This window comes from Clostridioides sp. ZZV15-6388 (assembly GCF_020657755.1).
In the GTDB taxonomy this organism is placed as follows: Bacteria; Bacillota; Clostridia; order Peptostreptococcales; family Peptostreptococcaceae; genus Clostridioides.
In genome coordinates, this window is record NZ_JAGWCU010000009.1 from 1 (window position 1) to 13,954 (window position 13,954).

14 protein-coding genes are annotated in these 13,954 nt (G+C 29.5%); 11 read left to right on the forward strand and 3 right to left on the reverse strand.

All coding sequences use genetic code 11. The features are described from left to right. The first annotated feature begins 327 nt into the window (after positions 1–327). The 7 genes from KGF48_RS07795 (at position 328) to KGF48_RS07825 (ending at position 7,323) form a co-directional block, all read left to right on the forward strand. The gene (locus tag KGF48_RS07795) at positions 328–1,164 is read left to right on the forward strand and encodes a PRD domain-containing protein (protein WP_227839809.1); all 837 of its coding nucleotides are present in this window, start codon (positions 328–330) and stop codon (positions 1,162–1,164) included. A 433-nt stretch (positions 1,165–1,597) separates the two neighbouring features. Next, a complete protein-coding gene (locus KGF48_RS07800) occupies positions 1,598–3,175 on the forward strand; it encodes a PTS transporter subunit EIIC (RefSeq protein WP_227839810.1) in 1,578 nt (525 codons plus the stop codon). Then, the gene (locus KGF48_RS07805; RefSeq protein ID WP_227867892.1) at positions 3,168–4,349 is read left to right on the forward strand and encodes a MalY/PatB family protein; all 1,182 of its coding nucleotides are present in this window, start codon (positions 3,168–3,170) and stop codon (positions 4,347–4,349) included. Before KGF48_RS07800 ends, KGF48_RS07805 begins: the two co-directional genes overlap by 8 nt. A 19-nt stretch (positions 4,350–4,368) precedes the next feature. Next, positions 4,369–4,968, forward strand: a complete 600-nt coding sequence (locus KGF48_RS07810) for a KpsF/GutQ family sugar-phosphate isomerase (RefSeq protein WP_227829622.1) — start codon at positions 4,369–4,371, stop codon at positions 4,966–4,968. 23 nt (positions 4,969–4,991) lie between these two features. Next, on the forward strand, positions 4,992–5,462 hold the full coding sequence (locus tag KGF48_RS07815; protein ID WP_227867893.1) for a PTS glucose transporter subunit IIA: 471 nt from the start codon (positions 4,992–4,994) through the stop codon (positions 5,460–5,462). A gap of 369 nt (positions 5,463–5,831) precedes the next feature. Further along, the gene (locus KGF48_RS07820; RefSeq protein ID WP_227839813.1) at positions 5,832–6,578 is read left to right on the forward strand and encodes a DUF2087 domain-containing protein; all 747 of its coding nucleotides are present in this window, start codon (positions 5,832–5,834) and stop codon (positions 6,576–6,578) included. A gap of 67 nt (positions 6,579–6,645) precedes the next feature. Continuing rightward, the gene (locus KGF48_RS07825) at positions 6,646–7,323 is read left to right on the forward strand and encodes an epoxyqueuosine reductase (RefSeq protein WP_227839814.1); all 678 of its coding nucleotides are present in this window, start codon (positions 6,646–6,648) and stop codon (positions 7,321–7,323) included. A gap of 221 nt (positions 7,324–7,544) precedes the next feature. Here the strand turns inward: KGF48_RS07825 and KGF48_RS07830 are convergent, their stop codons facing one another. Beyond that, positions 7,545–8,840, reverse strand: a complete 1,296-nt coding sequence (locus tag KGF48_RS07830; RefSeq protein WP_227839815.1) for an MATE family efflux transporter — start codon at positions 8,838–8,840, stop codon at positions 7,545–7,547. Between the two features lie 2 nt (positions 8,841–8,842). Continuing rightward, the gene (locus tag KGF48_RS07835; protein WP_227842837.1) at positions 8,843–9,289 is read right to left on the reverse strand and encodes a MarR family winged helix-turn-helix transcriptional regulator; all 447 of its coding nucleotides are present in this window, start codon (positions 9,287–9,289) and stop codon (positions 8,843–8,845) included. Positions 9,290–9,448: 159 nt separating this feature from the next. On the opposite strand from KGF48_RS07835, the gene KGF48_RS07840 reads away from it, so the two are divergent. The 4 genes from KGF48_RS07840 (at position 9,449) to KGF48_RS07855 (ending at position 13,413) form a co-directional block, all read left to right on the forward strand. Continuing rightward, positions 9,449–9,631, forward strand: coding sequence for a transposase (locus KGF48_RS07840; protein WP_227839817.1), 183 nt, complete (start codon positions 9,449–9,451; stop codon positions 9,629–9,631). Then, on the forward strand, positions 9,603–11,177 hold the full coding sequence (locus KGF48_RS07845) for a ClC family H(+)/Cl(-) exchange transporter (RefSeq protein ID WP_227839818.1): 1,575 nt from the start codon (positions 9,603–9,605) through the stop codon (positions 11,175–11,177). The genes KGF48_RS07840 and KGF48_RS07845 overlap by 29 nt, the downstream gene beginning before the upstream one ends. A gap of 122 nt (positions 11,178–11,299) precedes the next feature. Beyond that, positions 11,300–12,250 carry a DUF1848 domain-containing protein gene (locus tag KGF48_RS07850; RefSeq protein WP_227839819.1) on the forward strand — a complete coding sequence of 317 codons (951 nt, stop codon included), beginning with the start codon at positions 11,300–11,302 and terminating at the stop codon, positions 12,248–12,250. Between the two features lie 224 nt (positions 12,251–12,474). Then, positions 12,475–13,413, forward strand: a complete 939-nt coding sequence (locus KGF48_RS07855) for a TDT family transporter (RefSeq protein ID WP_227867894.1) — start codon at positions 12,475–12,477, stop codon at positions 13,411–13,413. A 59-nt stretch (positions 13,414–13,472) separates the two neighbouring features. Here the strand turns inward: KGF48_RS07855 and KGF48_RS07860 are convergent, their stop codons facing one another. Next, complete coding sequence (locus KGF48_RS07860) at positions 13,473–13,868, reverse strand: MerR family transcriptional regulator (RefSeq protein ID WP_227839821.1); 396 nt, start codon at positions 13,866–13,868, stop codon at positions 13,473–13,475. Positions 13,869–13,954: the final 86 nt, after the last annotated feature.

Consider the following 13,954-nt stretch of genomic DNA (forward strand, 5'->3'; position numbering starts at 1 on the left):
TTATAATACAATATAATCTGAATTTCAATAAATACTTAATGAATGCAAATTAAGATACTTGAAAATACTGGAAAATATATATTGGAATAAAAAATATTGAATAACTTTAAAGAATTGAATATAGATATAAAATATTTAAATATATTTAAATGAAAAAAACACAAAAAACGACAATTTGATTTCAACTAGTTAAAATGTTTTGCAATTGTAGTATTATAGGGTAAAATGCAAAATATATGCGAAAGTAAAATTTTAAATATTGACATTAAATTAAATATAATATACTATGTAAGTGTGATGGAACATTTTTTTCAGAGGGGATTTATAGTGAATATAAAAAAAATATTTAATAACAATGTAGTAGTAAGCTCCCTAGAAGATGGCACAGAGATAATTGTAACTGGTGCTGGAGTTGGATTTAAGAAAAAAGTAGGAGATTTGATAGATGAAAGTTTGATTTCTAAGAAATATTTTGTTCAAGATAATCAAAAAGACAAATACAATCAAATACTTAATAAAACCTCAATTGAATATTTTAAAATTTCAGAGGAAATTATAGGAAAAGCTAATGAAGTTTTAAATACTCAAGTAAATGATTCAATAATATTGGCTTTAACTAGTCACATAGAATTCGCTGTCCAAAGAGAAAAACAGGGTATAAAATTACCAAATTTGATACTGAATGAAACAAAACAACTTTATAGAGAAGAATTTGAATTTGGATTATGGGCAATTGATGAAATTGAAAAAAAGATAGGAATAAGGTTGCCTGAAGATGAAGCAGGATATATTGCTATTCATATAATCAATGGATTAGAAAATTCTCAAAAAGATGAAGGTATTAATATACTAGAGTTTTCAAAACAAGTTGTTCAGATAATAGAAGAAGTACATGGATTTAAATTAGATGTAAATTCACTGAACTACTCTAGGCTTATAACTCACTTAAAGTTTTTCGTTCAAAGAATTTTAAGAAAAGAAACTTACAAAGATAGTGATGTTGAAGATATGTATAAACTAGTAAATAAAAACTATAATAAACCTAAAGTATGTACTGAAGAAATTGCAGCATTGGTATTAGACAGATTTGAATATAAAATTAGTAAAGAAGAAGAATTATATCTAATGATTCATATAAATAAAATAACAAACAGTGGTTGTTAGGATTGTAACTGATAAAGCAGGCAAAACCTAAGTCATTGAACTTAATTTTAGTTAAGTTTTTTGATTTAGGCTTTTTTATTGAATATAGACAGTGACTTTTAGGATTGTAACTGGTTAAGCAGGCAAAACCTAAATCATTGAACTTAATTATTAGATTAAGTTTTTTGATTTAGGTTTTTTTATTAAATACAGACAATGGCTTTTAGGATTGTAACTGGTTAAGCAGGCAAAACCTAAATCATTGAACTTAGTTATTAGATTAAGTTTTTTGATTTAGGCTTTTTTATTAAATACAGACAATGGCTTTTAGGGTTGTAACTGGTTGAGCAGGCAAAACCTAAATCATTGAACTTAGTGATTGGATTAAGTTTTTTGATTTAGGTTTTTCTATAAATTAGATTATGTTTTTATATAAAAATAGGAGGGTGAAAATATGAAAAAAAATAAGTTAGGTCTATGGAATTTCTTCCAAATGTTAGGAAAAACGTTTATGTTCCCAATAGCACTACTTAGTGTTTCTGGTATGATGCTTGGTCTTGGGGCTGGTTTTACAGACCCTAAGATGATTGCAATGGTTCCATTTCTAGGAAATGAATATGTTAATATGATTTTAAATTTTATGTTAACAATAGGATTATTTGCATTTAATAACTTGGGGGCATTATTTGCGATGGCAATTCCACTAGGATTATTAAAAAAAGAAAAAGAGTTTGGTGCATTTTCAGGTTTAGTAGGATTTATAGCAATGCATATAGGTACAAATTTTTATTTAACAAGAGCTGATTTATTAGTAGCAGCAGACCAAATGTCAACTAATGGTCAAGCTATGATTATGGGTATACAAACATATAACACAAGTGTTTTAGGTGGTATTATAGCAGGTTTAATTGTTTATGCAATGTATGATAAAGTTAGTAATTTGAAAATACCAGAATCATTAGGATTCTACAGTGGACCAAGATTAGTTCCAATTGTTAGTTTAATAGTTATGAGTATCGTTGGTTTATTAATACCTATTGTTTGGCCACCATTTTTTAATGCATTCCAAAGTTTAGGAAGATGGATTTCTTCAGCAGGGCCATTAGGATATTTCTCATATGCAGTAGCTGAAAGGGTTACAATACCATTTGGATTAAACCACCTTGTAACATCTGTATTCCGTTTTACACCAATAGGTGGAACTGCTGTTATTGATGGAGAAACATACTTTGGAACATTGAACATGTTTATGGCATATGTGGAGAATAATCAGATTATACCTCTTGATTTAGCTGGTAAAATGGAGCAAGGTAAATTAATGATTCAATATGGTTTAGCTGGGGCAGCATTAGCTATCTATCGTACAGCAAAACCAGAAAATAGAAAAGCACTTAAAGGACTTCTAATATCAGGAGTGTTGACAGTTATTATAGGTGGTATAAGTGAACCAATAGAGTTTTTATTTTTATTTATCTCACCAGCATTATTTGCTTTCCATACATTTATGAATGGTTTGGCAAACATGGTACTTCCATACTTGGGTGTATTGATGGGATTCACAGGAGATTTAATAGCATTTATAAGTTTTGGAGTATTGAGAGGAACAGCTACAGGATGGCCAATAGCAGTATTAGTAGCAGCTTTATACTTTGCAATATATTACTTTGTATTTAAATGGGCAATTCTTAAATTTAATATAAAAACTCCGGGACGTGAAGATAAAGAAATAAAAGTTTCTGAAGGGAATGGTTCAGATTTTAAAAATCTATCTACATACAAAGGTCAGCAAATGATAGCAGCACTAGGAGGGAAATCTAACATATTATCATTAGACAATTGTGTAACTAGATTACGTTTAAAATTACAAGATGTATCACTAATAAATGAAGATGCAATTAAAGAAGCTGGTGGTATAGCTGTTGTTAAATTAGATGAACATACAATTCAAGTAATTATAGGTACTCAAGTGTATTCTTTAAGAAAGCAAATGGATAAGGCGATGGAAGGTCATTTGGAGGCATGTAATGATTAACTTTGATAAAAAAGTAAACCGATTGGGTACATATTGTACCCAATGGGATTATGTAGAAGATAGATTTGGAAAAAAAGGATTACTTCCTTTTACAATATCAGATATGGATTTGGAATTTCCAAATGAGATAACAGAAGTATTGAAAGAAAGGTTAAATCATAGAGTATTAGGATATAGCAGATGGAAGCACGATGATTTTAAAGATTCTATCAGAAATTGGTACTCTAAGAGATTTAATTGTAGTATTGATAGCAATTGGATATATTACAGTCCAAGTGTAATGTATTCAATTAGTAAACTCATTGAAATTTTTAGTGATGAAGGTGATGGAGTATTAATAAACACTCCTGCGTATAATGCTTTTTATGAAGTAATAGGAAATAACAATCGCAATATTATAAAATCTCCTCTTATAAATAAGGATGGGTTTTACTCTATTGATTTTGAGGATTTTGAGAAAAAGTGTAAAGATTCTAAGATATTTATTTTATGTAATCCTCATAATCCAACAGGTAGAGTGTGGAGTGAATTAGAGCTTATTAAGATGGTAAGGATTTGTAAGGAGAATAATGTAAAAATAATATCGGATGATATACATATGGATATTGTATATGATAATAAAATGACACCTGTTTTAAATGTGGCAGACAATTATTTAGAGTCTATATTTATTTGTACATCAGCATCTAAGTCTTTTAATATACCAGCATTGACTGGGTCATATGTAATTATACCAAATGAAGAGATAAGAACTAAGTTTGAAAATATAACTAGGTATCGTGATTTTATAAATTCACCAGCTATATTAGCTATTTTGGGGACAATGACTTGTTATAATGATTGTGAATATTGGCTAGATGAGTTACTGAAATACCTTAAAGAGAATCTTCAATATACAATTAACTATATAGAAGATAATTTAAAGCCATTAAAATTGGTTATGCCAGAAGGTTGTTACTTTGCTTGGATTGATTTCTCTGAGCTTAAAATAAGCAGTGAAAAATTCCAAAAGCTATTGATAGATATTGGTGAAGTGGCTATTATGGCAGGCAAGGTATATGGAGAGGAAAGTGAGTTTTATTTAAGGTTAAATGTTGCATGTTCAAGAGAAAAACTTGAAGATGGCTTAAATAGAATTAAAAAAACTATAGATTATATTACAGAAAATATTTAATATAGAAGGGGAGATGATTATGAACTATTTAAAAACAATGGTTGATGTTATGACTACTGAAATGAATGCTATAAAGTGTTTAATAGATGAAGCAGGTATTGAATATGAAAATATAGTTAATGAAATTGCAAACTGTAAAGGTAAAGTAATTTTTATGGGTGTAGGTAAATCTGCACATATAGGTAAAAAATTGGCAGCTACATTTGCAAGTACTGGTACACCAAGTTTTTTTGTACATGCAACAGAAGCAGTACATGGAGATTTAGGAATGATTGAAAGTCAAGATATTACAATTTTAATCTCAAATAGTGGAAATTCTATGGAAGTTGTAAATTGTATAAAATACGTTAAAGCAATAGGTTCTAAAACGATTGCTTTTACTTCAAATAGAAATTCAGTACTGGCAAAAGAATGCGATTATGCTTTAATATATCCTGCAAAGGATGAAGCTGACCACTTAAATTTAGCACCAACAACATCATCTACAATTACTTTGGTTTTAGGAGATTCTATTGCATGTGCATTATCTAAAAACAGTAATTTTGACTCAGCTGATTTTTATAAATATCATCCAGGAGGAAGCCTAGGTGAAAAACTAAAGGCAGCTAATAATGGTTAAAAGTAAAAAGGAGAGTATATTTTATGTTTAAAATGTTTAAGAAAAAATCAATAAAATCACCAATATCAGGAAAGGTAATAGAGTTATCTAAAATACCAGATGCTGTATTTTCTCAAAAACTTATGGGCGAAGGTGTAGCTATAGATTCTACAGGTGATATTGTTTATGCTCCAGCTAATGGTAAGGTGGCAGTTGTAGCAGAAACTAAACATGCATTTGTTATAGAACTAGAAAATGGAATGGAACTTCTTATTCATGTTGGTTTAGATACTGTAAACTTAAAAGGTGAAGGATTTGAAGCATTAGTAAGTGTAGGAGACCAAGTAAAAGAGGGGGCACCAATGTTAAAAATTGACCGTTCATTAATTGAATCAAATGGTATCTCACTTATTACTCCAGTTACAATAACTAATCATTCAGAGTACAATATGAATACATATAATGTAGGTAATAGTGTAGAGGGTGGAAAAGATACTGTAATTGAGTTTAAATAAAAAGTATAAAATAAAAGATTACTGTCTATAAACTTATGTTGTACAATGTAAATTTAATATAAAATTGTACAATATAAATTTAATATAAATATGTTAGATAAAAAGGGATTTGCTTGATTCTAAATTGAGTAGTTCCTTTTATTTTTTTGTAATTAGTTTTGTACGTTTATATTTAGATAGAAAAATACCTAATTATAAATAGTAATTGTTCAAATAGAGATTTAAATATATTGTTTGGAGATACATTGTAATTTAAAAGTTAGATACACATAATTTATATAAACTTAAAATAGAAATGTTGACAATAATAATAAACTTTAGTATTATATGTTTATTAAAATGATAAACCATATGATGGAGGTGAATAATATGAAGATTGAAAATCTTTCTATTAAAGATATTAAAAAAGGTTATGTATTCAATGCAGACTTAAATTGCTATAGTTGCATTATTTGTGGAAAAACGTATGAAGTAGGAGAAATATACAGAGTTGGTGACAGATTTTTTGAAGCATCAAGAGCTATTGAATTGCATACAGAATTAAAACATGGTGACTATTTGGAACAATTAGTCAATAATGATTCAAAGTACAATACATTAACTGATAATCAAAAACAATTATTTAAATTATTTATTAGTGATTTATCAGATAAAGAAATTGCAAAAGAGCTTGGAGTATCTACCTCTACAATACGTCATCAAAAATTTATGTTTAGAGAAAAAGCAAAACAAGCTAAGCTATACTTGGCTTTATATGAATCTGTATTTGAAGATAAATCTAATAGAGATAGTACTATAATACCAATCCACGAACATGCCAAAATGGTAGATGAGAGATATGTAGTAACTGAAGAAGAAAGAAAACACATTTTAGAAACATCATTTGAAAGTATGAACCCTCTAAAATTAAAAGTTTTTTCATCAAAAGAAAAGAAAAAAGTTGTTATTTTGTCTAAAATTTTAGAACAATTTGAGCAAGGAAAGCAATATTCAGAAAAAGAAGTTAATCAAATTTTAGAGTCTATATATTATGATTTTGCAACGATTAGAAGATATTTAATTGAATATGGTTTTATGAGTAGAAATAAAGAGTGTACAAAGTATTGGTTAACATAATAAAACGCCAGAATCTATTAGTATATAGAGCTATTTCTTACTTGATTAACTGTGAAAGGAGTCAAAAATGAATGATGAGTTGAAATCTATTTTGTACAACGAAGGTGTAGACATTATTCGTTTTGTTGATATATCTGAATTTCCAATAAATCAAACACGAGGCTTTTCTAAGGCAATTTTATTTTGTATAGGATTATCAAAGAAGTTTATTAAAGATATATACAATAATTTACCTACAGATAGTGATGAGTTTTTGGAAAAAGAGGAAAAGATGGAAAAACTAGCTGATTGGATTTCTGAATATCTTCAAACAAAAGGTTATAGTGCTTATGCTCAATCAGAAAAAAATAATATAGAACATAGATACACTGAAAGAGGATATATTGACCCTAAGATGCAATCAGGTATTAGCCCTTTACCACACAAGACAATAGCGAATATTAGTGGTATTGGATTCATGGGAAAAAATAATTTATTTATCACTGAGGAATTTGGATGTGCTTTTAGCATGTGTACAGTACTTACAGATGCACCAATTTCTGTTGAAAAGCATCCTTTGATTGATTCGAAATGTGGTGATTGCAATGTTTGTGTAGAAAAATGCCCTGCAAAAGCTATACATGGAAATGCTTGGACTCATCAAGGGGGAAGAGAGTCTATAATTGATATTTCTAAATGTTTTTGTGTTTTAAAATGTATGGTGAATTGCCCATGGTCATTGAAATATGCAAATCAAAAATTATAATATAGATATGAGCTAGAGATTTTTATTGGTTTTTAGTTTTTTTTTTTAATAAATTTATAGGGTGCTTAATAATTGCACCCTTTGTAAAATTTAATATGAATAAACACAATAACTGAGGTAATTGTCAATAACAGCATAAGCTAGAAGAGGAAATAAAAGCTTAATAATAAAATCTAAAAACTATAAGGATATTTTTAAATAATTTTCAATAAAATATTTGCCTATAATGTGTCTAATCTAGCATATTTTTTTAATAGAATGAAACCAACTACTGCAAGACAAGCTTGTGTCAAAGGTACAGAAATCCATACACCATTTAATCCCAGTATGTTTGGTAAAATCAAAGCAACTAGAGCAGTAAGTAGTAAAGGCTCTCCATAAATTAAAATATATGCTAACAGATTCTTTCTGACTGCATAAAAGAATGATGTTGTAATACGTAAAAATGCTATAAATAAAAATCCTGAAATAAAAATTGGAAGTACACTAGAAATGCTTTGTGCTACTATGTCTGATACTCCAAAGAAGTTTGGTATTTTATCTTTAAGAAGATAAATTGCAATCATACAAACAATTGAAGTTGTAAATGCTGTGATATAGGCCATTTTTCTAACTTCATTTACAGACTTTAAATTATTTGCACCATAATAATTTCCAATCAATGGCTGACATCCATCACCAATACCTTGTAAAAGTAATTGAATAATACAAATTATATAACTTACAACTGCGTAACAAGCAGCAGCTTGTGCACCACCATATGAAAGAGCACCTTTATTTAGAATTATAATGACTATATTTGGAGAAAGTGTTAATCCAAATGGAGAAACAGCAACTTCGATTATTTTTTTAAAGAAGTATGGCATAGGTTTAAATATAGCAAATCCAAATAACTTCTTTTTAATAGTCAAAAATAAAATACAAGGAAGTAGAGTAACTATTTGACCAATGACTGTGGCTATTGCAGCTCCTAATAATCCATATGAATATACTGAAACAAACAACCAATCCAAAACTACATTTGTTAAGAAGCCTGCAATCATAGAAGACATTGCCACTAATGAACCATTATAATTTCTAATAATTGGGATAAGACCTGTACCAATAATTTGGAATGTTGCTCCATAAATAATAATTTTTATGTAAGATATTGAATGATTTAAGATTTCTCCCTCAGCTCCAAATATTCTTAAAATTGATTGAGAAGTCAAACCTAATATTATTGTGGAAATTATACAAGCCACAAGTAATATAAAAATAGTATTTCCAAGATATTTATTTTCATCTTCATCACCTCTACCAAGACATATAGCAATTTGAATTGCTCCACCCATACCAATTCCTGTCCCAATTGCCTGAATTAATGCAGTCAGTGGATAGGCAATATTGATTGCAGCAAGTCCTGCATCTCCGATATTTCTACCCACAAACCATCCATCTACAATGGCATAAACACCTGAAAAAGCAAAAGCTAACATAGAGGGTAGTACATTTTTTAAGAATTGTTTCTTTACCATAGTTATTTTTTAGTCTCCATTTCTTTTTTGAATAGTTCTAAAAATAGAGCATTGTTTTTTGTCATTGATTCTCTATTTGTTTGCCCCATTTTGTGCATAACAGATTCCTCAAGCTTAAGCAAATCTTGAAGAACATCTTGTGCATAAATTTTTCCTATTGGAGTTAGATGAATGATTTTATTACGTCTATCATTCTCATTAACCAATAGTTCAATATAGCCTTTGTCTTTAAAATTTTTTAGTACAGAGTTTATAGTTTGCTTTGGCATAAGCCATTCGTCACATATAATTTTTTGGGTGCAATTTTCTTGATTTTCCCATATTGCATATAGTGCAAATAGTGAATGTACACTCATGTTATATGATTTGGCCCATTCGTCGTACAGATTATTTAGACCAAGCCAATAAGCGTAATATTCTTTAATATGTTTTTTTATATCATCTTTCATGGTATTTTTCCTCCAAAATATTAGTCTGATTTAGGACTAATATTATCATGGTTTTTTATTAAAGTCAAGAGTAAAGTAAAAATAAAATAATATGTCCTTCTTTATTTTTCCAAAAATGTATTGTATTATTGATTCAGTGGTAAATACGATGAAACTAAGTTGGATAACAATAGTCATTCAGTATTTACATTACATTATAAGTTGGTTATGTGTATCAAATATAGAAGAAAAGTAATAGATGATTTTGTGCGAAATGAACTAAAAAATATATTTGTTCATATTGCACCGAATTATGGAGTGGAGGAGAAAGATTATGAAAAAAGATACATCTCATGTAATTAAGCGGGCCGAGCGATTTCAAGTTATTTTGATTGGAGAAGGGCTTCTTGTAGGTGCTATAGCTGGTTTGATTGTACTTTTATATAGGATACTTTTGGGGCAGGCTGGTACTTGGCTCAACCAAATATTAAATTTTGTAAAAGGTTCAAATGTGAAAATAGCAGTCTGGTTTGCAGTGCTTGCACTGCTTGCGTGGATTGTATCAAGGCTAGTAAATTGGGAGCCAATGATTTCAGGGAGTGGTATTCCTCAGCTAGAAGGAGAGATGACAGGGAAAATCAAGCAAGTATGGTGGCGTGTGTTGCCAGCCAAATTTGTTGGAGGATTCTTATCGCTTATGGGTGGTCTTGCCTTAGGAAGAGAAGGACCTTCTATCCAGCTTGGTGCTATGGCAGGAAAGGGTATTTCCAGAGCTCTTGATAGAGGAAAAACAGAGGAAAAGTTCTTGCTCACTTGTGGTGCAAGTGCAGGATTATCAGCAGCCTTCCATGCACCACTGGCAGGCGTCATGTTTTCACTGGAAGAAGTACATAAAAACTTTTCAGTGTCTGTTTTGATTTCTGTAATGACAGCATCTCTAACAGCGGACTATATATCAGCTAATTTTCTAGGAGTGGAATCAGTATTCCAGTTTGACATTGGAAATGTGTTACCACAGAGTTATTATTGGTTGATACTGATTCTAGGTGTTGTGCTTGGAGTTATGGGGGCATTTTATAATTGGTTTACCTTATTTGTTCAGTCTCTGTATAAAAAGATTCCCAAAATAGGTACATTTGGAAAAATATTGATTCCATTTTTAATGGCTGGTATTTTGGGTCTTTTGATGCCTGAAGTGCTGGGAAGTGGGCATAATCTGGTGGAAGCACTTACAAGCCATGAATATCTGCTGGGAATGGTAGCTTTGATTTTTGTCATCCGTTTTGTATTTTCGGCTGTCAGTTTTGGGTCTGGTGCTCCAGGAGGAATATTTTTTCCACTACTTGTTTTAGGAGCCTTTATTGGGGGCATGTTCGGAATGGTAGGTGTACAGTTTTTTGGAATGAACCTAGACTATGTCAATAATTTTGTACTTCTGGCTATGGCAGGGTATTTTACTGCCATTGTACGTGCGCCTTTGACTGGAATTATATTGATTTTTGAAATGACAGGTTCTGTTAGTCAGATGCTTTCCCTATCCGTTATTTCAATTGTAGCATATATTGTGGCTACACTTCTGAAATCTAAGCCGATTTATGAAAGTCTTCTGGAGAGATTACTTGAGAACAATGGAGAACCTGTTCATAGAGAGAGGGGAGAGAAAATACTAGATCAGTTTTCTGTTATGTTTGGTTCTCCTGTTGCCAACAAAGCAATTCAGGATATTCAATGGCCAGAAAATTGTCTTTTGGTAGCCATTCAAAGAGGAGGAGAAGAAATTATTCCAAAAGGAAAAACAATTCTCAAGGCAAGTGATATAATTGTGACCATGACAGATGAGAGAGACAGTGGCGTTGTGTATGATAAAATGAAAAAACTCTGCAAAGAAAATACATCCTATATTGTCTAGGGATAATAGGATATAAAAAGTATGTTACTGTGTTAAGAAAAATTAGTAAATAATGTGTGTAGAATGTGTTCTGGACAATTCTAAGAGTGACAACAACTATACTTTTGGATGGAGGCTAAATTATGATAGTAAGTGTAAGTAGAAGAACTGATATACCTGCTTTTTATAGTAAGTGGTTTTTTAACAGACTTAAAGAGGGTTTTGTGTATGTTGTTAATCCGATGAATTCAAAACAAGTCAGTAAGATAGAGTTAAATCCGCATACTGTTGATTGCTTTGTATTTTGGACCAAAGATGCAACTCCAATGATATGTGATTTGAATAAATTAAAAGACTACAAATATTATTTTCACTATACTATAACTCCATATGGTAAAGATGTAGAAACACGAATTTTGGATAAAAAGAAGATAATAGAGTCATTTAAAGAATTGTCTAGAAGCATAGGAAAAGAAAGAGTAATTTTGAGATATGACCCAATTTTTCTAAGTGAAAAGTATAACTTAGATTATCATATAAAAGCATTTGATAGATTATGTAGCCAACTTAATGGATTTACAGAAAAATGTATAATAAGTTTTATAGATTTATACAAGAAAACAAAATTTAATACAAAATCATTACATATAAAACCTATACAAATTAAAGAAATAGAAATGTTGTCGAAGGAACTTTTTAGAATATCTCATAAGTATAATATAACACTTGAAATATGCTGTGATGAATATAATTTAAGTAAGTTTGGCATTGGAAACAGTAAGTGTATTGATGATAAGTTAATATCAAAGATTATAGGTAGTGAAGTGAAAGTCAAAAAGGATGATACACAAAGGGACATTTGTGGATGTATTAAGAGTGTTGACATAGGACAGTACAATACTTGTAGACATTATTGTTTATATTGTTATGCTAATTTTAATTATACACAAGTAGAAAAAAATTGTAGACTATACAATGAAGAGAATAGAGTACTTGTGGGTGCTATAAGAGAAGATGCAAAAATAACTGTTAGAGATATGAAGACTATTAAAATAGATAAAGACAATAATAATCAGATTAGTATATTTGATTAAAAGTAAACATAAAATGGTGACTATTTTAATATGTAAAAAAATATAGAAAAAAGTAAATGTAAAATAAACACTATTTTAATATGTTAAAAAATATAGAAAATTGTAATAGTAAAATAAGTATAAATAGATATTTTCTATAAGATAGGAATCACTACAATATGTCAACTTGACCAAAATCTTGATATATTGAAAATATAGATAGATTGGTGAAAAGGAGGTATATTTTGAATTTATTAAAGAAATATCCTATACCTATTGCAAGTTTGATTCTATCAATATTTGCTCTAGGCAACTTATTACAATCCTATAGTGAATCATTACATAATGTAATTGGATTTATAGGATTTACTTTATATGCAATTTATATAGTTAAAATAATATTGCTTAGAAAAAGTGTAAAAGAACAACTAGAAAATCCCTTAGTTTTAAGTACATTTCCAACTATAACAATGGCTACAATGATATTTGCTATATATGTAAAACCTTTATCTCCAGAATTAGGTATTGTAATTTGGGGTATAGGAATTGTGGGACATATGGTATTAGTAGTATTGTTTAGTAAGAAGTTTTTAGTTAATTTTTCAATAAAGACAGTATTTCCATCTTGGTATATAGTTTATGTTGGAGTAGTTACAGCTAGTGTGACAGCACCAGTATTTAATCAACTTTTAATTGGTAAAATTGCTTTTTGGATAGGGTTTATATCTTATATAGTTCTTATACCAATAGTTTTAAAGAGAGTATGGATAATCAAGGAGATGCCTGAACCATCTTTACCGACTTTAGCTGCACCAGGCTCATTATTATTGTCTGGTTACATCAATTCTTTTTCAAATAAAAATAGTGTTATATTATACTTATTATTTGTATCGTCAATTGTATTTTACATTGTAGTTTTGGGATACTTACCAAAATTATTAAGATTACCTTTTTATCCAAGCTTTGCTGCATTTACATTTCCTATGGCAATAAGCGCAACTAGTATAAAATTAATGAATGGGTATCTAGTCAAATCTGGAAGTTCTGTAAGTTGGATTGCATATGCGTCAAAATTAGAAGAAATAATAGCTACTATTATGGTTTTATATGTGTTGATTTTATTTCTTGTACTCGATAACCAAGAGGATGAAGGATTGATATGTGAACCCTTTTTATTATGGTAAAAAGCGTCACAGATTTCACAGTTTGAATTGATACTCCATAAAGATAGTAATTGGATAATTTATCTCACGTTGATTAGGTTGCTTGTATATTTTATTTTATTATTTATAATATCATTATAAAATTGCTGTTTTTTATCAATATATTCTATACTATCATTTAATTTCTGCAACTGTCTAAGTAACATATCTTTCTTAGCTTCTAATATTTTTTTCCTTTCTGGAATTGAGGACTGACCCATTAAGCATAATGATACATAATGTTTCATTTCTTTGATACTCATGCCACAGTTTTTTAAGCATGATAAACTTTTTATCCATTCTATATCTCTTTCATCAAAAGTCCTATAATTGCGGCTATCTCTTTTGACATTGGGAATAAGTCCCTCATTACAATAAAATTTTAATGTTTCATAAGTTAGATTGGTTTGTTTACATACTTCTTTCATAGAATACATAAGAGTTCCTCCAAACATATTTAAATTTTTTTAAAATTAGGTATTGACCGGTAGTAACAACCGGCTTGTATAATTCTATTGTAACC